This window comes from Mucilaginibacter sp. RCC_168 (assembly GCF_041355315.1).
Lineage (GTDB): Bacteria > Bacteroidota > Bacteroidia > Sphingobacteriales > Sphingobacteriaceae > Mucilaginibacter.
Genome location: NZ_JBFUPN010000004.1, coordinates 207750 through 229593 on the forward strand (window position 1 = coordinate 207750; position 21844 = coordinate 229593).

At 38.5% G+C, this 21844-nt stretch carries 16 protein-coding genes; all 16 read right to left on the bottom strand.

Translation table 11 applies throughout. From position 1 onward, the window contains the following. Positions 1-6: 6 nt before the first annotated feature. The 16 genes from AB6735_RS05025 to AB6735_RS05100 all read right to left on the bottom strand — a co-directional run bounded on the left by AB6735_RS05025 (position 7) and on the right by AB6735_RS05100 (position 21764). Complete coding sequence (locus tag AB6735_RS05025; RefSeq protein ID WP_370994754.1) at positions 7-3408, bottom strand: SusC/RagA family TonB-linked outer membrane protein; 3402 nt, start codon at positions 3406-3408, stop codon at positions 7-9. Between the two features lie 130 nt (positions 3409-3538). Continuing rightward, positions 3539-4519, bottom strand: a complete 981-nt coding sequence (locus tag AB6735_RS05030; RefSeq protein ID WP_370994755.1) for a FecR family protein — start codon at positions 4517-4519, stop codon at positions 3539-3541. Between the two features lie 184 nt (positions 4520-4703). Beyond that, entirely contained in the window at positions 4704-5309 is a 606-nt protein-coding gene (locus AB6735_RS05035; RefSeq protein ID WP_370994756.1) for an RNA polymerase sigma factor, read from the bottom strand. Between the two features lie 276 nt (positions 5310-5585). Further along, positions 5586-6410, bottom strand: a complete 825-nt coding sequence (locus AB6735_RS05040) for a DUF4249 domain-containing protein (protein WP_370994757.1) — start codon at positions 6408-6410, stop codon at positions 5586-5588. A 3-nt stretch (positions 6411-6413) separates the two neighbouring features. Continuing rightward, complete coding sequence (locus AB6735_RS05045) at positions 6414-9095, bottom strand: TonB-dependent receptor domain-containing protein (RefSeq protein ID WP_370994758.1); 2682 nt, start codon at positions 9093-9095, stop codon at positions 6414-6416. Between the two features lie 188 nt (positions 9096-9283). Next, on the bottom strand, positions 9284-10255 hold the full coding sequence (locus AB6735_RS05050) for a FecR family protein (protein ID WP_370994760.1): 972 nt from the start codon (positions 10253-10255) through the stop codon (positions 9284-9286). A gap of 76 nt (positions 10256-10331) precedes the next feature. Continuing rightward, a complete protein-coding gene (locus AB6735_RS05055; protein ID WP_370994761.1) occupies positions 10332-10919 on the bottom strand; it encodes an RNA polymerase sigma-70 factor in 588 nt (195 codons plus the stop codon). 164 nt (positions 10920-11083) lie between these two features. Continuing rightward, positions 11084-12433 (bottom strand): sugar transferase, encoded by a 1350-nt coding sequence (locus AB6735_RS05060; RefSeq protein ID WP_370994762.1) that lies wholly within the window; start codon positions 12431-12433, stop codon positions 11084-11086. Positions 12434-12775: 342 nt separating this feature from the next. Then, a complete protein-coding gene (locus AB6735_RS05065) occupies positions 12776-13690 on the bottom strand; it encodes a glycosyltransferase family 2 protein (RefSeq protein WP_370994763.1) in 915 nt (304 codons plus the stop codon). A 206-nt stretch (positions 13691-13896) separates the two neighbouring features. Beyond that, the gene (locus AB6735_RS05070) at positions 13897-14757 is read right to left on the bottom strand and encodes a hypothetical protein (protein ID WP_370994764.1); all 861 of its coding nucleotides are present in this window, start codon (positions 14755-14757) and stop codon (positions 13897-13899) included. Between the two features lie 321 nt (positions 14758-15078). Next, positions 15079-16422, bottom strand: coding sequence for an O-antigen polymerase (locus tag AB6735_RS05075; RefSeq protein ID WP_370994765.1), 1344 nt, complete (start codon positions 16420-16422; stop codon positions 15079-15081). An 11-nt stretch (positions 16423-16433) separates the two neighbouring features. Then, positions 16434-17555 carry a glycosyltransferase family 4 protein gene (locus AB6735_RS05080; protein WP_370994766.1) on the bottom strand — a complete coding sequence of 374 codons (1122 nt, stop codon included), beginning with the start codon at positions 17553-17555 and terminating at the stop codon, positions 16434-16436. A 65-nt stretch (positions 17556-17620) separates the two neighbouring features. Next, positions 17621-18844, bottom strand: coding sequence for a hypothetical protein (locus AB6735_RS05085; protein ID WP_370994767.1), 1224 nt, complete (start codon positions 18842-18844; stop codon positions 17621-17623). Then, complete coding sequence (locus tag AB6735_RS05090; protein WP_370994769.1) at positions 18841-19476, bottom strand: DapH/DapD/GlmU-related protein; 636 nt, start codon at positions 19474-19476, stop codon at positions 18841-18843. Before AB6735_RS05090 ends, AB6735_RS05085 begins: the two co-directional genes overlap by 4 nt. A gap of 12 nt (positions 19477-19488) precedes the next feature. Then, the gene (locus AB6735_RS05095; RefSeq protein WP_370994770.1) at positions 19489-20406 is read right to left on the bottom strand and encodes a glycosyltransferase family 2 protein; all 918 of its coding nucleotides are present in this window, start codon (positions 20404-20406) and stop codon (positions 19489-19491) included. A 23-nt stretch (positions 20407-20429) separates the two neighbouring features. After that, positions 20430-21764: a hypothetical protein gene (locus AB6735_RS05100; RefSeq protein ID WP_370994771.1), complete on the bottom strand. Its 1335-nt coding sequence runs from the start codon at positions 21762-21764 to the stop codon at positions 20430-20432. Positions 21765-21844: the final 80 nt, after the last annotated feature.

Sequence of the window (21844 nt, forward strand, 5' to 3'; positions counted from 1 at the left end):
CTTTGCTTACAGATTTAAATTGATACCGAAAATAAATGAGCGTGATTGCGGGTATCTACCTACGTCGATACCGTAGTTATCAAACCCAACCTCCGGATCAAAACCTTTGTATTTGGTAATGGTGAACAGGTTGTTTGATGTGGTGTATATACGCAGACTGCTGATACCGGCACGGGTTAACAAGGCCGGAGAAAAGGTATAACCCAGGGTTACGTTCTTAAACCGCAGGTATGAGCCGTTCTCGATATAAAAATCGGAGTTGGTGCCAAAGTTACCGTTAGCATCGCTGGCGGTTACACGCGGGATAGTGGTGTTGGTATGTTGTGGAGTCCAGGCGTTCAGCACGTCTTTCAACAGGTTATAGTTTTGGCCTAAACCACCAGCATTTAAGCTGGTATATTTTAAAGCATTGTACAGCTTGTTACCCTGCACACCTTGCAGAAAAATGTTCAGATCGAAACCTTTGTAGCTGGCGTTCAGGCTTAGGCCATACGTGAATTTAGGATACGCGCTGCCCAGGAACTGACGGTCGCTATCATTAATTTTGCCATCGCCGTTGGCATCCACAAAACGGATATCACCCGGTTTGGCATTTGGCTGGATGGGCTGCCCATTCGGGCCTTTGTAAGCATCCACCTCTGCCTGGTTCTGGAACAAACCATTGGTTTTGATGGAGTAGTACGAATAAAGCGGCTGACCAACCTGCACCCAGGCCGGTGCCAGCAAGCCACGTACGCTTGGGCTTACCCCCGGGATGGTGGTATTGCCATTAGGTAATGACAGTAATTTATTGGTGAGTGTGCTCACATTGGCATTGATACCATAACGGAATGCTTTTTTAGGGTCGCTGTTATAACCCAGACTTACCTCAATACCATTATCACGTGCCTCGCCACCGTTAACCCATACATTACCCAGGCCAATACCTGCAGGTATGTTCATCAGCATGTTCTCGGTTTTTTTAACAAAATAGTCGGCAGTTAAGGTGATACGTTCATTTAGGAAACCCAGGTCTAAACCAATATCAGTTTGTTTTGAACGGGCCCAGGTCAGGTTCGGGTTGGCCCTGTCATAGCTGTAATAACCGTTTAGTTGTGCCGGATCTGAACCCAGATAAACACTACCTACACTCAGGTTAGGACTCACAGCTGTTGTACTAACAGATGATAAATTACCCAATACACCATAGCTGCCCCTGATCTTTAAATTGCTCAGCCAGGTTAGGTTTTGCATAAAACTCTCGCGGCTTACTACCCATCCCGCAGATACCGAACCAAAGTTCTGGAACCTGTTTTTTGGGGCTACCAGCGATGTGCCGTCCCTGCGACCGGTAAATGATAACAGATACTTGCCATCGTAATCATAATTAACACGGGCAAGGTAGGAGATCAGAGCCTCATCAGTCCTATAATCGCCAGGTTTTGGAACCGGGGTACCTGTACCGTTTACAAAATAGCGAAACAGCGGATCTTCATTGCTAAAACCAGAAAGGGAAGCCGACAAACCCATGCTGCTGTTTTTCTGATAAGTGTAACCAGCCAGCACATCCAGGTTGTTTTTACCTAATGATTTTTTATAGTTTAAGGTTTGCTCGGTCAGGAACCTTGAATCCTGCGATGATGATTCGTTTAAGGTATTGGTTAAGCTGGGCTTACCAACCTCGGGTACGATAGGTGAAAAACCTTTAAAATAATAGAAGCTTTTGGTAACCGAATAGTTCGATCTGAACTTAAGACCGGGAATAATGCTGGCCTCAAAATATGGGTTAGCGATAATGGTATTTACCGGGTTGCTGGTATCAATACGCTCCAGGTTGGCAACGGGGTTAACTACATCGCCGTATGAACCTGCATAATTTAAAGGCAAACCTGAATAAGCGCCAGATGGGGTACGTACCGTAATACTCGGCGGATAAAATATGGCAGCCTGGATAGCGCCGGTATAACCGCTGAATGTGTTGGTACCGCGCCCATCTGAGTAGGTATATGATAAATTTTCACCAACTTTTAACCAGCTATTTAACTGATGGGTGGAGTTGATACGGTAAGCATAACGCTCAGAGTAGGTATTCAATAATATACCGGTTCCTTTGCGGTAGTTGAAACTCATGAAGTAGCTGGATTTATCGTTGCCTCCGTTCAGGTTCACACTATAATCCTGGGTATGCCCTGTTCTGAACACCTCGTCAACCCAATTGGTGCGGGTTATTTGTCCGTCGGGATATTTGGTAGCATCAAAAGCCGGAAGGCGTGGCTTGCCCGCGTTATCCGCGGCTGTGTTATATACATCGGCATATTCCTTGGCATCCAATGCTTCCAGTTTTCTCCAGGCATTGGCAAAACCTTGCTTAGCATCAAAAGAGATGTTCATTTTGCCTTTGGTACCCTTTTTAGTAGTGATGAGGATAACACCGCCAGATGCACGGGCGCCATAAATAGCTGCAGAAGCATCTTTCAATACCGAAATAGCTTCTATATCATTCGGGTTAACTACAGGTGTACCCGGATAAAAAACCGAACCATCGATAACATACAGCGGTTGTTCTCCGTTGATACCACCCAGGCCGCGGATGTTTACCTGCGGCGCATTGGTAGGGTCGCCGCCATTGTTATTAACCACCACACCAGCAGCTTTACCTTGTAACGCTTCCTGCAGATTATTGAATGAACGTGATGATACTTTATCCAAACCAACGGTTGATACCGCTCCAGACAAGGTTGAACGGGTTTGTGTACCGTAACCTATAACTACCACTTCTTTTAACGACTGGCTGTTGGCCTTTAGCACCACATCAATGTTTTGTTGTCCCTTTACCGCTACCTCCTGGCTGTCATAACCAATGTATTTAAAAACCAGGATCGAAGTTTCATCGGTGCTCAGGGAATACTTGCCTTCGGTATTGGTCATCGTGCCGGTGCTTGTTCCTTTTACGGCAACACTTACGCCGATCAGGGTTTCACCGCTTTCGTCGGTTACTTTTCCCGTAACAGTGATGGCCTTTACCATCAGCTCCTTTTCTTTGGTTTTTACTACCGGTTGTTGTTTTTCAACCTGTAATAAGATGTGCTCCTCATCAACCTGCCTGATGTTACCTTTGTAGCCTTTAATCAGTTCTTTCAGCACATCAATCAGCAGCTCATTATTGGCTGATATAGAAATTTCTTTATCAGCATCAAAGCTGGTAGAGTTGTAACCAATTTTAAAAGAGGTTTTTTGTTCGATCAGTCTGAAAACACTTTTGATGCTTAGATTTTTAGCTGTAAGACTGATACGTACAGTATTCATGGTTTGTGCCGCCGCCGAAAATGACGGGGTTGAGCAGGCTCCAATAATAACCAGAACAATGCAGTAGGTTGCCAGCCATTTGAGGTGATTTTTTAATGATAATATGTGTAATAGATTTCTCATTTTTATAATGTTATTTTATGTGATAAAAAGAATCGTTAAAAATGACATGGTCTGCTGCTACAGCAGCCATATAGCAGGCAGGTGTTCGCGCATCTGCCTGTTTTTTGTTTGGGGGGAACGGTTACATAGCTTAACGGCAATTTTGTGATTGGATAAAAATTTTATGGTTGGTGTACTGATAGGTAATGCCTGTAAGCTGACTTAACACCCGGAGCACTTTATCTAAAGGCTGGCTGTTAAAACCAATGGTATATTTACAGTTGCGACCGGGTTTATCCTGCAGCTGAACATCTATATTATACATTCTGGATAGTGTTGAGCTTATTTCGGGGATGGTAGCCTCGTCAAAATAAAGCCCGCCGTTTTGCCAGGCGCTCAACTTGTCAGCGTCGGCGGTTTTAATATAATGCTCATGTGCCTGGCGGTTATAAACCAGCATTAAGTTGCGGGTAAGCACTTTGCCCATGGTTACTACTTTATCAGATGCCTTCTTTTCGCCAACGCTTACCATACCGCTTACTACGGCTATCTTATATTCGCTTTCGTTATTATAGGCGTGCACATTAAACTGGGTTCCCAGTACCTGGGTTTGTATGTTCCCGGAGGTTACGATGAAGGGTTTGGCAGCATCATGCTTTACATGAAAAAAGCCTTCGCCGCTGAGTTTTACTATTCTCTTCTTTTCGCCAAAATCGGCACTGAGGGTTAAAACAGATGATGAGTTCAGGGTTACTACCGTACTATCAGGCAGGATCAGCACTTTACGCTCACCGCGGGCTGTAGAATATTGCTGCAAAGCCTGCGGAGCGGGCTGCTTTAATTGGGAGTACAGCAAAAAGCCTCCTGGTACCAGTAATAACAGGGCTGCTACTTTAAGATATTGGAGTACATAAATTTTTCGTTCTGCCGATCGTGATGGTATGCCTTTGAGCACCCGCTTCCTGATCCGGTTCAAGATGCGGTCTTCTGCCGATGACGTAGTACCGGTTTGTGATGTGTTATTTAATTTATTGAGCCAGGCTTCTACCCGTGCCCGTTCGTCAGGTGTACATTCGTCCTTCTGGTACTTTTGTAATAATGCTTTGATCTCTGCAGATTCTTTTGTGTTCATCTGCCCATATAATCGGTGCTTACCGAAAATAGTACCGTTAAATAATCATCAAGTGTTTATTAACTAAATGTTACCCAAATTTTAGATTATGAGATTTTTGGACTATGGGATTGAGAGAACAAGGAGCTATATTTTTTGGGGAAGTGAACAAAGAAAGTCTCAGAATCCCATAATCTAAAATCGATCACTTGAGATGAAGTATGATCTTTATCACGATCAAAAACATAGGGAAGCTTTCCATCCGCTTTAACCGCATTTGCAGGCGCTTTAATGCTATAGTGAGGTTGTTTTTTACGGTTTGCTCAGACAAGGCCAGCCGACCGGCGATTTCCTTAACCGGCAATTGCTCTAACCGGCTTAGTTTAAATACATCCCGCACATTATCGGGCATTTTATCAACTTCGGAGCTTAGCCAGTCTTCCAGTTCGGCTTCAATTACTTCATTTTCTGGCGATGGGGATATCAGGTGCTCATAATCGGGCAACAGCGTTTCAAAATGAGCTAATTTTTTATTACCTGCCAGGTAAAAATCAATGGTTTTATTTTTGGCGGCCTTAAATAGATAGGGCGAAAGCGTGTCGTCTATAGCCACGGCATAGCGGTTATGCCAAAGCGAAATAAAAATATCCTGAACGGCTTCTTCCGCAGTTTCGAGCGAGTTGGTTTTGGAGAGTATATATCGAAAAAGGGCTTTATCGTACCGCTGCATCAGCGCCAGCAGGGCCTGTTCGTCATCGTCCTGAAGCCGGGCCAGTAAATCAGTATCCGAAATAAACCTGCCACGCATCATGGCGCAAACTTATATTTACACCTTTAACTCAATGTTAGCTCAGCATAAAATATCACGGTTTTTCCACTCACCCCGACATCGCTACGCTCGTCACCCCTCTCTACGCTGCGCGCATAGAGGGGGTTTCATTTCTTTGTTTCCTCACCCCCTTTCCGCCGCAGGCGAAGAGAGGGTGGTCCAGCGAAGCGTAGACCGGGTGAGTAGACTCGTCACCCTGGCTGTATACCCTCAAACAAAAAGCCTCCTTCAATTGAAGGAGGCTTTTTGCAGTCAGCTTTAATTAGCCGGTACCGTTATGGTTTTACGTGTGATGGGATAGGCGCTGAAATAACCCAGCACCCCGCCGGTAATATTACTGGTGGGATTGGATGGCGCAGCGTTGTTGCCATTACCTGTTGAGCCGGAATTTAAGCTAAAAAAGTATTTGTAAACCGCGGCATCAATACATTCCATCTCTACCATGAGCTGTTTGCCGGTCCTGATCTCGCGGGCGGGATCATCATTATCATTATTGAAATTAATGCGGCTGTTTACGGTTTGACCATTGGTAAACTCATCATCATCTATCATTAAACTCTTTTCCTTTCTACCGTCAATATATTGAATAAAGCGGTAATAGTTTTTTTCATTCGCAGGATCCTGATACTTTACCGCAGCCACCCGCAGTTTGGTTTTGTCTTTATTGGTACCCAACTCATCGTCAACAACATAAATACTATCCAGCTTAGTAATCTGGGGCATAGTACTGGTTGAGGTATAAGTTTTATCATTCAGCTTAACGGTTAAATGATAAGTATGCCCCGGTATACCCACAAGAATGCTGTTTTGGTAAACACCTGTAGCGGTAGGATCAAAATTATAAACCGTACCATCAGCCTCCACGCTTACCAGCGCGCCGCCGATACCGTCAAAGGAACTGTCGTCGGTAAATTTTTTAGACAAACTTATAGATACTTTGGCGCCGCCGGCTTCATTACTCACCGTACCTTCTATCACCGTTTGGGGGGCGCTGTTATTCAATTTCAGGTCGATAACCTTTTCGCAGGAGCTCAGCAGCCCCAGCAGGATCATCAATATGGCCGAAAAACGTATGGTATGCATCTGTTAAAATTTAAAGTTATAAGTAATAGAAGGCACATAGGTAAATAAAGTGGTACGCACGGCCTCTGTTTTGTTAGGATCTGTTTTGTTATCTCTGAAATATATACGGTAAGCGTTACGGTTGCCATAAGCGTTATATAAACTAAAGTTAAGCTCCGAGCTGTATTTTTTGGTTTTCTTAAGCTGCTTGGTAGCGCCCAGGTCGAGCCGGTGGTAGGCAGGCAGCCTTGAGGCATTACGATTGGTATAATAATAATAGGTAGCCCCATCTATCTGGTATTTGCCGCTTGGATAGGTAACCGCATCGCCGGTGTAGAATACGAAATTGGCGGATAGCGTCCATTTGTCGTTCAGCTTATAAATACCTACTATGGCCAGGTCATGGGTACGGTCCTGGCGGGCATTGTACCATTGATTATTATTGATACCATCAATCAGGCGTTCTGATTTGGATAGCGTATAACTGATCCAGCCGGTTAAACGGCCTGTCTTTTTCCGCAGCAAAAACTCGGCGCCATAAGCACGACCTTTACCATACAACAACTGCGTTTCTATTGGCTGATTGGTGAAAATATTGGCATCGTTACGATAATCTAACTGATTTTGCAGTTTTTTATAATAGGTTTCAAACGTGAACTCATATTTATGCCCGGCCAGGTCGCGATAGTATCCAACAGAAAACTGATCGGCCAATTCCGGCTTGATCAAATTGGTACTGGCTACCCATTTATCAGTTGGCGAACCCGGGGTGGAGTTGCTGATGAGGTGCAGGTTTTGCGCGTTGCGGGCATAAGAAGCCTTTACCGAGCTGATATCATTGAGTTGAAAAGCAGCAGCTACACGGGGTTCCAGGTTTACATAGTTTTTAACTATCTGGCCAGAGTTATAATGTTTTGAGCCGGTTATATCGCCATCGGCATTCACGTCATAATATGAACCAGGTCCTATTACCGAAAAGGCAGAAAGCCGTGTACCATAGGTTAAACTAAAGCGGTCTGTAACTTTCCAGGTATCACTTACATAGGCGGCATTATCCCAGGCATACCGGGTTTCGAGCTTTTGGGATATAAAACCTGAGTTGCCCGTGGCCGATATCTCACCGGGTTTAATGGTATGATAAACACTGTTGACACCAAAACTCAGGGAATGATCCGCACCGATATCATATTGCATATCTTCCTTAAAATTCCAGTCTTTAATGCGCGATGTAATATTATAGGTATTTACATCCTGCTTTACTTTGATCTCATAGTCGTAATTACTATAGATGAAAGAGGTGTTTGAGAAAAAACGGTTGTTAAAAATGTGGTTCCAGCGCAGGGTTGCCGTGGTATTGCCCCAATTGATGCCGTTCACATTATTTGCCGAAAGCACATCCTTGCCCAAATATCCCGAAATATAAACCCGGTCCTTATCACCCAAAACCAAATTGGCCTTGGCGTTAATATCGTAAAAATAAAGCCGGCTGTTTTTAACCACAGTATCTTTTGACAGTTTCAGGAAAGCATCGGCATAAGTACGCCGGGCCGAAATCAGGAAGGATGATTTACCCTTTTGGATAGGACCTTCTACATTTAAACGGGCTGCTATCATGCCCACACCGCCGCTCACGCCAAACTTTTGGTTGTTACCATCGTTCATCTTCACATCAATTACCGATGATAGCCTGCCGCCGTACTGCGCGGGCATATCGCCTTTGTAAATGCTTACGTTTTTAATCGCATCGGAATTAAACGTGGAAAAGAAACCTAACAGGTGATAGGCATTATATACGGTAGCTTCATCCAGCATCAGTAGGTTTTGATCGGTAGCGCCGCCGCGTACATAAAAACCGCCGCTGCCCTCCCCTGCCGATTTAATACCAGGGAACAGCTGTATGGTTTTCATCACATCATGCTCGCCCAATAATACGGGCACATCATTTATTTCACGGATGTTTAATTTTTCGACACCCATTTGTGGGCTTTTTAAATCGCGGGCGCCTTTTTGCGTGGCGGTTATAATTACCGTTTGCAGCTCCTGCGCATTATCGTCCATAGTAATATTCAACCGCTGATCGCTTGTCAGCGCAACCGGTACAATCAGGCTTTTCTGCCCGATAGCGCTGATGAGCAACTGATGGTCACCGGCCGGCAGTGTTATCGAGTAGAAGCCATAACCATTGGTTGAAGTGCCCTGCGCCCCATCTACCACTCGTATACTGGCTCCTATTATCGTCTCCCCAGACTGTTTTGATGTCACTGTTCCGCTGATGGTGAACTTTCCTGCTGCCGGTTTTGCCGCCGGTTCGGCGACCGGCTTTTTTAGCTTCGCAGCGTCATAGCGGATCAGTATATCCTGATCAAGCTGGGAATAACTATAAGGATAATTGGCCAGGGCAGCATCAAGTACCTGCTTCAGGCTTTGCACCTTTGCTTTAATAGTTAATTTGATGTTGCTGGCGGCTACAGCTTCGTTATAGGTAAAGCGTACGCCGGTAGCCGAGGTGATCTTGTCCAGGGCCTGCCTTAATGGTACGTTATTTAAATTGATGGTAACGGTTTTATCAAGCGGCGATTGGGCGAAAGTTTGTAAGCTGCCAAACGCAATGATAAGGTTTATATAAAAAAATACACGTAAAACTTGGTATAATTTCTTTAATGAATAAGTAGGGTTAGGGAACCACAGAGGTTCTTTTTTTTTCATAAATTTAACAGGTTTAAAATAATCAGTCGTTAGTTTCAAAGGCCATGACTGATCAAAGGTTTTAAATACAAGCCCGGTTCTGTTTCCCTGAACCGGGCTTTTTTTCATAGGTACGTGTGCAGGGGCGAAATTAAGACATCATGGTTGCAGTTTTGTGGGGTAATAGGAGTAAATAAATCATATTTATATTAAGGGTGAAGCAGGTAAGTTCCGTTTTGTTTTTCCCAGCGTATCTCCATAACTGTACTTAATTTTTCAAGCGTACGGTTAATTGGCTCGGTAGTTTGTAAACGGCCATAAAAAGTTTTTGAGGTTAAACCGGGGGCCAAACTGATGTGAATGCCATATTGAATTTCGAGGTCACGAACAACCTCGGCCAGTGAGGCGCCGCTAAAATCAAAGATCCCTTTGCGCCGGTCAAGAAATTTGGCAGCGTTTGGATAGTTTTCCTTTACCAGCCTGGCTGTAGCCTTTTGGTATATCGTTCTTTGATTGGCGGTTACCATGGCTGTGTTAGCACTTGCTTTTGCAGATACCCCTACCTTACCGCTCACTACCGTTACATCGATATATTTAGCGTGTGCATAAGCCTGAATATCAAAACTGGTACCCAGTACCACCGTTTTTACAGCTCCGGATTGTATCACAAAGGGATGACCGGTATCGTGCTTAACTTCAAAATAAGCTTCGCCATCGATACTTACATCACGCAATTTGCCTCTGAATTTTTCGGGATAACTAAGCGTAGTTGCGGGGCTAAGCCAGATATGGGTACCATCGGCCAGGAATATCTGTTTGTATTCTCCCGGGTTGGTAGTCAGTTTTAATTGTTTTACCGGATCAACCAGGTTGAGTATGGGCGCCCTGTATAATACCGCTATGCCTATGGCAACAACAACGGCTGCCGCCGCGGCCAAATTGCGCCATAATTTGTATATTTTCACTGGAGGTGCCGGCTGTTCATTTATACTGGCGTTAATCCGGTTTAATATAGTTTCCCTGATCTGTTCGGTTGATGTATACCGACCATTTGAAAGCAGTAGTTCTTCATCATTAAAATCGGCATACCACTGCTCAAACCGCGACTTTTCGTCGGGCGTAAGTGTTCCTGTCAGCCATTTATGGGCCAGCTCTTCAGGGTTAAAGCTATTACTATCCATGGTTTATCTGGTATGTTTACACATATAGTCAGCTATAGTGCGGTTTACCCTTAGTGGTAGATGAAAAAAAGTCAAATTATTTTTCGAGCAGGTAAAGCAGCAGCGGAATGGTGATGTTTAATGTTTGCCTAAGCGTGCTTAATGCTTTGGTCATATGTGCCTCTACCGTTTTTTCGGCAATGTTGAGTTCGGCGGCAATTTCGGCGTTTGTTTTGTTTTGTTCACGGCTTAGTAAAAATACTATCCTGCACTTTTCGGGTAAGCAGCTGATGCTTTGTTCAAGCTGTATACGAAGTTCCTTTTCAGATAACCATTGGCTGGTACTATCCGCCTCACGCGGCTCGTGAATAGTCAGGTGGTCAATATGCTGCTTTTTACGAAACTGCTTATCCAGATGATTAATGATGCGGTACTTAACAGCAACCGATAAATAGGTATTTAAACTATGGGTAAGTTGGATAGTTGCACGCCGCTGCCAAAGGCTCAAAAAAATTTCCTGTACTACTTCTTCGGCCTCCTGTTCGTCATTTAAGCGATGCATGGCTACGGTGAACAGTTTATCCCAATAACGATTATAGAGTTCTGTAAAGGCTACACGGTCATCCTTGCGGATCAATTCCAATAACCGGCTATCTGTTGCTGTTTCTGGTTGGTAGCGCTCCATATATAAACTATGACGATCAATTCGCGTATTCGTTACATAGCAAGTATGCAAGTTTACAAGAAATCATCTGATTATATTGTATACAGGAGAGTACCTTGTTAAGTATTTCGATACTTTATTTTAAAACAACATGCCAAAATAACAAGTACAGATAACGTACGGGGTTATTTGCCTTTTAGCTGTACCATTACCCTGATGGTTTTTAAAATTATCCCCATATCACTGTTGAAATTGATATTGTTGAGATAGATGAGGTCATAACGGATACGGCTATGCATTTGATCCAGATTTTCGGCATAGCCGTAAGATACCTGGCCAATAGAGGTAAGACCGGGTTTAATACGTAACAATTTTTTATAACTGGGCGATTTTTCGATAAGCTGTTCAATAAAATGCTGCCGCTCTGGTCTTGGGCCGACTACAGACATTTCGCCTTTAAGCACGTTCCAGAATTGGGGCAACTCATCCAGCCTCGATTTTCTTAATATCCTACCCCATCCGGTTATGCGCGGGTCCCACTCGCTTGATAGCTGCGGACCAGCCTTTTCGGCATTTACATACATGCTTCTGAACTTATATATGGTAAATGGTCGATGATTCCGGCCTATTCTTTCCTGCTTATAAAAAACCGGGCCTTTTGATGTGAGTTTTGTAATTAACATCAATAAAAGGAATACCGGGAAGCCAACAATCATTACACATAACGAAAACACGATATCAAAACTCCGCTTAAAAAATATCACCTTAAAACTAAGCTCGGGATTTGCAGACAGCTGAATAACCGGAAGGTTTTCATAATTAACTATACTGGCATAGTTATTATTTAATATCAGATCTGACACCAATTTAATTTTAACCGCGTTCTGTTCACCAAAATCAACCAGCTTTTGCAGTAATAATGGGTGAAGGTATTTATAACATACAAATATCTCGTCCGGGCTTTTGTCAATCAATTTCTCCATCAAAACCTGTTCCGGAAAGTCCTTTATCATATCCTCCGAAATAAAATCAGTAAAGTAGTAACCGTATTCCGGATGTTTGGAGAATGACCTGATGAGACGATTGGCAATGTCCTGATCTCCTATAACCAGTACATGCCTTCTGTTGTATCCCTTTTTCCGGATATAATCCAGGATAAAGAATATAACCGATCGCTGTATAATAATGAAAAAGAAGAACAGGGAATAAGTGAAGAACATTTCCCAGCGACTAACCTCGTACAGCTTGAAAAAGTAGATAACCCCGAGAACCACAAGCAGATGATAAAGCAAGGACGATAAAAACCGGTTCAGGTTATCCTTTAATACCAACGGTCTGGAGATAATATAATTTTTGGTAATGGTTGAAACCGATACCCAAACCAAATTAACAAGTAGCGTAAAATTTACAGATTGTATCTGGGATGAGTAGTATGTAAATACCAGCGTATGTGCACACTGTAAAGCAATATTTAATACTATTAAATCACTTATAAAAGTAACGGGCGGTAGAAATTTGGAGTATCGTATTGCCATAGGTATAGTTTTGCAAATATAGCACTTTATCTGTTATATTATTTACATAACGATAAACATTGCGTTTTAATACCAATACGATGATTAAATAAAAAACGCTACACCATAAATTATTTTTTCCACATTTACTTACTATAGTAAAGGCTTTAAACCTGCTTTTTGTTTTGCAATCCGTTATTTTTTTTTAAAAAATCTTCTTTTAAAAAACTATCCCAAAGAATGATTAGGATCCGATCTCTTTTAATATTTATAATTAAATAACAATAAATTAATATCACACCATGATATTAATAGTCTAAAATCAGACTCTTTTGTATGAAAAATTGAATAAAACATAAGACTTTATTTCCAATAAAACTTATGCATTGAAAATTTTCTGAGGAGCCATAATGGCATTTTTTTATAGAGGCCTCCAGCTTTATATCCTAACCATTTGGCACCCAATGAAAATGTGGATTTAAAAACAGCCTTTAAATCATTTTTAAATACATACTTTAATTCCGATTTCATAAATTTAATACCTTCTCCAATAGGTTTCCCATAGGTTTCAATCAACCATTTATTTTGTTCATGAAAAACTCGGGTATCAAAATATCGTTCAAATTCTTCTTTTAGTTTATAACTATGTGAATGATAAACCGTAGCATTGGCTACATATGCTTTTTTAAAGCCTGCTTTTAACATCTTTGCGGCCACGATAGCATCTTCCCCCATAATTGAATCAGATGGGAAGCCCCCTACAGCCATCAATGCACTATGCCTGTATGCAGCAAACGAATTTGAACAGAAAAAAACCTTAAAACCAAGTCGGTCTTTATCATTATAAGAGCGTACATTACTTTGATCCGGATAATTATATAAACGGGCATGGCTTTCCAGTGTTTTAGCATTTTTATGTGGTAATTGCCTGCCATAGGCCATACCTATTTCCGAATCATTAAAGACCTTAACAAGATTTGATATACTGTCCTGCGAAGCTAAAATCGCATCTTGTGTTAAAAAAATGCATATATCAGGTTCATCTGAAAGATCAATAAGCTGTTGCCGGGTTTTACCATGATTAAAATCACTTTTATTAATTTCAACTATCTTAAATCCAAACCTATGTGCCAACGGTATCGTATTATCTGTTGAGCCAGAATCAATAATAACTTTATCAATTAAGTTATATGTTTGGTTGCTAATACTTTCAAGCGTGTTAAGCCAGTGCTGGTCTGCATTTAATGTAGGAATTAAGATGGCAACTTTATAATTCATAATTTATTTGGCCGAATTGTTTGTTGGTTAGAAATGAAATACACATATGGTTGATAGTTCTTGTTAATGATTTGCTTATAACATAGGATTTATACGTACTTTTTGTAAATTTTGAATGCTATAAATAAAGCTTAAAATTATAGCAAAGGATACCCATCGAAGTCATTTGCTTAGCAGATGCATTTAAATGCAATTTGTTTATTGAATCAAGCATTTCCAAGTAAGATTTTACTTAAATCACCTATAATTGATTTGGCATTGGAACCAGTAAACAATGAATAATATTTATTCGCAACCATAAAAGGCGTCATGAATTTGGCATCGAAATGGCGTGATTGGTTATAAATAACAAAATGTGCCTTTTTTAAATGGCTAGCCAAATGATAGGGTAAGCTTTCGGCACTTATAATTAAATCATATGATGAAATTAGTGCTATCAGTTCATTAAAACTTGAGTAGTATAAACAGTCATTATTAACTCTATTATTATTTGTAGAAAAATGTGCTACGTTGGTAACAATGCTTTTAAATTCGTTTCTGATCAATTGTACCAGATCAGGGCTTATACTTTTTATTTCTATCCTGCTATCAGGCAAGATAAGTATTCTCGTTAATTTATCAGGGTCAACCGTATTTATCAGGTCTGCTGACGAATTATCACGAATCAGATTTAAATCCGAAAATAATTTCAACCTTCCTTCATAAGCATTTAGTTTTTTTTCGGGCCAAACTAAATTAGCTCTCGTAAATGCAAGCCTTTTACTACTATAGTCAACAAGGTACCTATCATTATGATTAACAGTAGAAATAAGTATCTTTATGTCATTAATAAGCCTTGTAAAGTTTTTAAAATCTTTTACCTTGTATAATTCAAAAAAGGCTGGCTGATTTTTATAATTATTTGTACTCCGTATCTCAAAAAGGCTTTCTGCATTGATGGCACTGAATATTTCTTTAAAGTAATCAGGCAATATGATAGGAATTTTATTAACAAAGTTATGTTTTACAACTGATGCTGTAATTATAAAATCGCCAAATGATCGTATGGGTAAATAAAATGTATTCATTAACTAAATTATAAACATTGATGCCTTACAATCTGTCCTTTATATTTAATACAAAATAACTTGCATATTAAATTTTATATTGACTGTAATCGGACTTTAATACCTGGACTGAGTAAGGATCACGATTTCAATAATGATGTAGGGCATAATTGTATTCAAAGACACTCTTCATACCGAAACAATTTTTAACCTTTGAAACCACTTTTTTTAACTCTGTTTAAACTGGTTTTTTATAGAATACTCATTAACAGCGCTTCCATACTTTTAAGATTACAAATAATATTATCGGCTTTCAATATTGAAGATTAATTTTTACATAAATTATTGTTTATTATGATACGTTACAATACTACTGCCAGTTAATTCCTTGTTTTTTGTTTTACCTGCCATTATAATTGTATAGAACAACACAAAGGCTGGAAGAGAATAAATAGAAAGGAAATAAAAATTCGTAAATACAACGGCAATATTGCTAAACACAAACTGAATTAAAAAGAATGAGACATAGCCGCTCTCATTTGCACGTAGGGTATTAATGATTCTTTTGACTTTTTTTACAATATAGCCCGTAAAGACGCCGGAAAAAAATGGAACCAAGGCTACTCCAATCCATCCAAAGCTTATGTAGCCCCAAAGTGAAACAGGTAATCTTAAGCCGCCTGACGCTACTTCGGAAATATCATTACTGCTATTTAAAATGGTTAATGTATATACAGAGGGGTTCCAGGGGAAGTTAAAGGGTATAAGCCCCCCAAAAAAAGTTAAACCGTATGAGTAGTGGCTGCCAGAATCTAAAAATGCACTTAAAAATGATAATTGATCAGTTATATCTGGTGCTCCCATAGCTACGGCTTCAAAAAACCCGACATTTGCGGCATCGCCAAAAAAACTGTCAGGAAAGGCCAACCCGAGTAAATAGTATACGCCACTTCCCAATATATAGGATGAGAACACTATTATCAAATATATCCAAAACGGTCCATTGTTCTTTTTCAAAGCGACAAATATGGAAATAGCTACCAAAAATCCCGATAAAATTGGCCCTCTATTTAAACTTACGGCAATTAGTAGAATGCCCGATAAAACCAAAATAACGCTCTTGAGATTAAAGTTTATAAAAAGTTCCAATATTCGTAAAGGCATTAAGAATTCAAGTAATTGTCTTGCCGTTCTGTATAAAAATGCAACCCTTTCATAGGGGGCTTGATATTCGCCCTTAAAAAATTTGGCCATAAAAGGATTGGCTGCAAACAACGGAACAAAACCCATCAAAATATAACTTATGATAATACCACCAAGGGCCGCAACGTATATAATAGATGATACCTTTCTAATCTTTTGTATACCGTGTTCATTATCATGTACCGTGCTTAAAAAGCGAAATTGTAGTAAGGTATTAACAGCTATGAGCGTTTTTATTCGATACCCTAATAGCATACCGCTAAGATAGGTGAAACACCCCAAAAGGTTAATTATTACATATAGGCGTATTACATCAGGTGTTGAATAATCATCATATTTAATTACAAAAGCTGGAACCAGGTAAGCAACAAAACACAACCCCAATACAGAATGATTGAAAATGTTTTTTTTGCTGAACCATATTAGATATGTTCCTACCAGGAAAACACTAAGGCTAATACCTATGGCAAATTCTGTAAACATTCTTTGTTCATCTAACTATTTAACAATTTCACAAATGATGTTATAACTTTTTCCCAATTAAAATTATCTACTCTTTTATAACCACGGTCAACATAATATTCCCTATTTGATTTAACTTCTGATATAGCATTTAGCCAATCATTAACATCCCATGAATTTACAGTTATTCCCACACCTTGTACAACTTCAATCATTGCGGAGTTATGAGAGCAAACAACGGGACAGCCACAAGCCATTGCTTCAAGCAATGGTAGTCCCAGGCCTTCATTAAATGAAGTTGTTAAATAAAGTGCAGCATTTTTATATAACGCTATTAAATGATCAGTATCAATATTGCTAATAACCCTTACATTGTTTTTCGGATAGTCCTCGGCATTAAGAATACTCGATATTTTATTTTCTGCATTGCCCCATCCTTTACCGCCTAAAATTATTAAATCAAATTGATTTGATAGTTTTTTAAAAACCGTAAGCAGAAATGGTATGTTTTTTCTTGGTTCAATGGTCCCAACAAATATAATATAGGGCTTCACACTGTTTTTTACTGCTGCTGCATTTGTAGTGTTATATTTAGCCAACGCTAATTTAAAATCAATATTTAAGCCTGCGCCTACGAAGATTGGCTTTGTATCGGTTTGAGAATGATAGTAATTCAATAACTCTCGTTTGGTGTAATTCGAGTTACACCATATTATGGCGGCCTTCTTTATCGAATATTTGAATAAGATAATCAATTGGATTTTATTCAAAAAAGACATTGTTGCCGGCCAGGTTTTGAAAACTAAATCATGTACAAAAATTATTTTTTTGACCTTTTTATTTGCGAAGAATGGATAAAGTAGCGTATTAGGAGCGATAAAATAATCGGGGTTTAGATTGTTTATCATTCTATTAAGCTGAAACAGTGACCAAAATAAGCTCTTACTATTAAGAAGAGACGGGCGACTAATAATAAATTTGATATTATCTTCAACTAAAACACCTTTCAACAGGGGGTGAATTTCGGCGCGTAGCAAAACATAAATATTCCATGATGGACATTGAATTGCCAATTGTTTAATAATCGAGATTACAATAAATGTTACTCCCGACGGTTTTCTGGATAAACGGACCCCATCCACTGCTATTCTCATACTTCACACCATCATGCAAACTATTATGATTGTTAAACCAATCATCACAGTTACTAAAATATAATCTATTTGTTTTTTAAAATAAATGTTTGCTTTTCAAACCTGTTATATATTGAAAAGAAACGCATCATCAGGTAATACTTTTCTATGCCAAATAAAAACTTGAAAATACGGAGTAGTTTAAAAACTTTATTGAATATTGGAGGCTGACTGCCATATGTTTTCTTTAGAGTTTTGAATTTGCCTTCTTTATCAAATAGCATTGCTTTATTTCTTACCAATAATTGGTAATACGAATTTTCATTAGTTGTTGAAAAAAGATCATGGAAAATGTGACCTTCTTCTACTAATCCTCTAAATAATCGTCTATGATATTTTAAAATGCTATTTCCGTTATCAAATTCATTGTATTTGTAACTTAATTGACTTAGCCTGTTCAAATCATTATTTTTCAGACATTCAACATAAGCTTCAAACAAGGCCCTATATTCAGGAATAATTGACAGGGTATACTTTGTTTGTTTTTTACACACAGCTTCAACATTGTGTGCCTCTAAGCCCGAAAAATGCAGGATCACTAAGGGGTAATCTTCATCCACAAAATAGTCGTTATTTACTTTGCTAAGTTTTCTCTCATGAAAATTCCAAAATGCAAGGTTAATCCCAGGATGTCTTAATATTAATACTTCGCGAGTATATAACGATGGCAGAAAATCCATCCATCTTTGGTCAACATGTAATGCATCTTCCTTGTCGGCGTAACACTGGTTACTTAACTTCTCAATCCACCAATTAGTTATATGATTACCTGTCACTGAGTTTTTTATAGCAAAAAAGCCGAGGTTGTATATGCCAACAAATAATAACTCCTCTTCTGATGTAGCTCCGGTATACTTTATATAGGGCTTTAATAAATGTGGTGTTAAAACAGCATCATAATCATTCAAATGATCAAATATAAAATTAAGGCTGCTGTAAACAACCATGTCTGGATCTATGTAAAGTACTTTATCATACCCCTCGTTAAAAAGCTTACTAATGAAATAAGGCTTGATGGATGTGCTAAACTCAATAACGTCGTATTGAAAAGCCATTTTTTCAAATCCCACTATTCCGATATCTTTTGATTCGATAACTTTATAATCACAATTTAAATCGTTTCCATCCAATTCGTCAGATAGTAAAATAAAAAAATCACATTCAGGATGGAATTTCTTTGCAGAATCGGCCAGTGTTTTTGCATGAGCCATGTAATTTTTAGCGCAAATTGTAAATATTGCATTTTTCATTCAATAGTTTTTATGAGTTTAGCTGGGTTCCCACCGATCAATGAGTTTTCAGGGAAGCTTTTGGTAACTACAGCATTGGCACCAATAATAGAATTTTTCCCTATTGTAACATTAGACAATATGGCAACTCCTTCTCCAATCCATACATTATCTTCAATTATTACAGGTCCTTTTGATACAACCTTTCTTGCGGAAGGCGGAGTTTCAAGCGCCAAAGTGTTAATTTCACCGTGGGAGTGGTCAGTGATAAAAACCTTACTTGCTATCAATACGTTATTGCCAATTTCGATATTATTTATACACGCGATATGACAATCAAAATTGATACTAACGTTAGCCCCAATATTAACAATCGGTGTATAAGAATTATCCAAATGCTTATCAAAAGCCTCAAGCCTTAAACGAGAAAAACAACTAAAATTATTATCAATAGAAATAAATTTCAATCCAACATGGTTCATGGGATATTGTACAGAAAAATTTTCACCTACTTTTTTTAATGATGATTTGATCCAACCAGAATAAATAGCATTTTTAACTAAGTCAAAAAACCAAAATAATTTCTTTGTTAAAAGAAATGAAGCTATGTACCCAACGGAAGAAGCTATGTTTATAACTGCTTTTTTTAACATATTATTTTAGTTTCATTTCAATAATGCAAAAAAACGTTTTTTTGCATTTTTAAGAAAAGCTCTTTTATATGCCAATATAATCATCTGATAATAACAGAGTTCGGAATAATATACTTTTATTGAGGCCTTGATACCTGATAAATCAAATGTGTATTGGTTGATTGCCACTTTGGTGTTATAGTACCATACCACAAGGAAATTCTTGAACAGATCTTGTTTAATATGATTGAAAGTATGCTGAGTAATTTGATTTTTCTTTAGGCAATCTTCAACCATACTTAAATATTGAACAGCAAAGGCATTGAATAGATTGTATCCCCCTTTTTTATTAACCTCGTAGTTGTTGAATAATAATATATCATTGATGACGAATGACCTTTTTTCATGTTGAAATAAGAATAATGATGTATGTGGGAATACTTCATTTAGATCCATTTTTGAATAAACATTAAAATCTTCTTTCCAAATAGCAAAACCGGTACTCCAGGTATTCAAAAAAGACAAATCGTAAATAAATGAATCAAATGAATCATATCTGGCTATATCATTTCGCCTTCGCTCGTAGTTAGAAAAAAAGATTAAAGGTTTTTTTTCTGCTTCAGTCTTGACAAATGATATAATTTCGGCTAAAGCTCCTTTTTTTAATATTGTATAATCATTGTGAAGCTTTAGAAATAGTCCCTTTCCCATTTTTAAAGCATTTATTGAATTTAAAAAACCTTCCACATTGGTTTTTTCATAAACAATATTAGGATGCTGTTTATATGCATTCAACATTTGGGGTAATAATTCGTCGGTTGAATTATCCGAAATCACGACTTCAAATTCATCGTAATTACCCTCGTAATCCGAATAAATACTGTCTAATGTATTTTTCAAAATTTCTAACCTACCCTTAGTGGGAATACATATAGAAAGGCAAATGCTCATCTTTTATTTTTAATGATATCAATTTATTTTTGAACATACTTTTTTCTCCCAACAAGCAATGTAACGAGCTGAAGGATAGTAAAAATAATAATCGCAGCGTTGAAAGAATGATAAAATTTTAAACATACAAGGAAAGTTACCAGTGTTAACAAGCCATTAGCAACCGATAAAAATAAATAGGGTTCTGATTTATATGCCCTTAAATAAACTGCCCAATTGCCAAATAACAACTTTGCAAACTCTGATATCAGAACAATAGCTGTAACCCATACCGGTAAAAATTTAATGCTTAAATTAAATAAATTAACTTGTAAAACTATCAATACTATAGCTGAACATAGAAGGAAGAAAAACAAGCTGCTTTTATTCAGGGATCTAAAAAGATTTTTAGCTTCATTTTTTTTGCCTAACGAAATGTTCATATTAAGTTCTGGTATCTTATTCGATACCCAGGAATACGACATTTGCAAAATTGCGGAGGTTGAGGTAAAGGTAATCCCTACCTTTCCAGCCATAACCGGTCCTAAGAAATATAGGGTTACAGGTGTTACGAAATTAAAAACAAAGTATCCGGCTATCCAACTAATAGAATAACGCATCTGTAAACTATAAACCTCTTTACCCCAGTTGAATTTATTGATTATGGGGTACGAATAAACCTGGGAAAAAAAATGATAGTATTTACTAAAGAAAAACGAAAATGAAACTGCACAAAGCATTAAACTACTAATAGTTAGCGCCCAAATACCGCCTCCACTAATTAATACTACCCATATAGTTATTGTACTTACAATATTAGCGTACAAATTAATTTGAAGTACATGTTTAACCTTATTGATCCCTTGTATAATGGACGAAAGCAAAGAGGTGAAAAGGGTAAGTCCTCCTGAAACAGCATAAATGATCCAAACTGTAATTAAGTGAGTGTTATACAATGCATTTTTAAAAAATATAAAACCTACTAATAAAACGATGAGCACACCTATAGGTATGATTATTAGATATCTGTTTATGCAAAATTTTATTAAACCAATAAACTTTTCAAGTTTTAAACTATCTCCAGATACTGTATTATCTTCATTCAACTGTAAATGAGCAAATTCATGGCTAACGTACTGAATGACTATAGAAGTAAATCCTAACTCGGCAAATACAGTAAGAGCAGCCATACTTAAGAACGTATACCAATAGCCTTGATATTCTGGGCTCAGATATCTGGTAATAAATATAACCGATAAAGGTGTTTTGATTACACTCCAAGCCTTTGAACCTATTGACAAGTATACGGTAGAATCTAAATTAAGAAATTGTTTTATCTTATAAAGGTAAAATGTATAACTGCTCTTTTCTTTAACCATTGCTTTTTATTGAGAACCTAACTTACTTCTGATTTAAACTTATATGGCCCGCCGCTATCAGTTTGAAGTTGGCCCCCTGC

Excerpts from the sequence above, each read along its gene's own strand:
- AB6735_RS05025 (WP_370994754.1), bottom strand. The coding sequence starts at position 3,408 with ATGAGAAATCTATTACACATATTATCATTAAAAAATCACCTCAAATGG.
- AB6735_RS05030 (WP_370994755.1), bottom strand. The coding sequence starts at position 4,519 with ATGAACACAAAAGAATCTGCAGAGATCAAAGCATTATTACAAAAGTAC.
- AB6735_RS05035 (WP_370994756.1), bottom strand. The coding sequence starts at position 5,309 with ATGATGCGTGGCAGGTTTATTTCGGATACTGATTTACTGGCCCGGCTT.
- AB6735_RS05040 (WP_370994757.1), bottom strand. The coding sequence starts at position 6,410 with ATGCATACCATACGTTTTTCGGCCATATTGATGATCCTGCTGGGGCTG.
- AB6735_RS05045 (WP_370994758.1), bottom strand. The coding sequence starts at position 9,095 with ATGAAAAAAAAAGAACCTCTGTGGTTCCCTAACCCTACTTATTCATTA.
- AB6735_RS05050 (WP_370994760.1), bottom strand. The coding sequence starts at position 10,255 with ATGGATAGTAATAGCTTTAACCCTGAAGAGCTGGCCCATAAATGGCTG.
- AB6735_RS05055 (WP_370994761.1), bottom strand. The coding sequence starts at position 10,919 with ATGGAGCGCTACCAACCAGAAACAGCAACAGATAGCCGGTTATTGGAA.
- AB6735_RS05060 (WP_370994762.1), bottom strand. The coding sequence starts at position 12,433 with ATGGCAATACGATACTCCAAATTTCTACCGCCCGTTACTTTTATAAGT.
- AB6735_RS05065 (WP_370994763.1), bottom strand. The coding sequence starts at position 13,690 with ATGAATTATAAAGTTGCCATCTTAATTCCTACATTAAATGCAGACCAG.
- AB6735_RS05070 (WP_370994764.1), bottom strand. The coding sequence starts at position 14,757 with ATGAATACATTTTATTTACCCATACGATCATTTGGCGATTTTATAATT.
- AB6735_RS05075 (WP_370994765.1), bottom strand. The coding sequence starts at position 16,422 with ATGTTTACAGAATTTGCCATAGGTATTAGCCTTAGTGTTTTCCTGGTA.
- AB6735_RS05080 (WP_370994766.1), bottom strand. The coding sequence starts at position 17,555 with ATGAGAATAGCAGTGGATGGGGTCCGTTTATCCAGAAAACCGTCGGGA.
- AB6735_RS05085 (WP_370994767.1), bottom strand. The coding sequence starts at position 18,844 with ATGAAAAATGCAATATTTACAATTTGCGCTAAAAATTACATGGCTCAT.
- AB6735_RS05090 (WP_370994769.1), bottom strand. The coding sequence starts at position 19,476 with ATGTTAAAAAAAGCAGTTATAAACATAGCTTCTTCCGTTGGGTACATA.
- AB6735_RS05095 (WP_370994770.1), bottom strand. The coding sequence starts at position 20,406 with ATGAGCATTTGCCTTTCTATATGTATTCCCACTAAGGGTAGGTTAGAA.
- AB6735_RS05100 (WP_370994771.1), bottom strand. The coding sequence starts at position 21,764 with ATGGTTAAAGAAAAGAGCAGTTATACATTTTACCTTTATAAGATAAAA.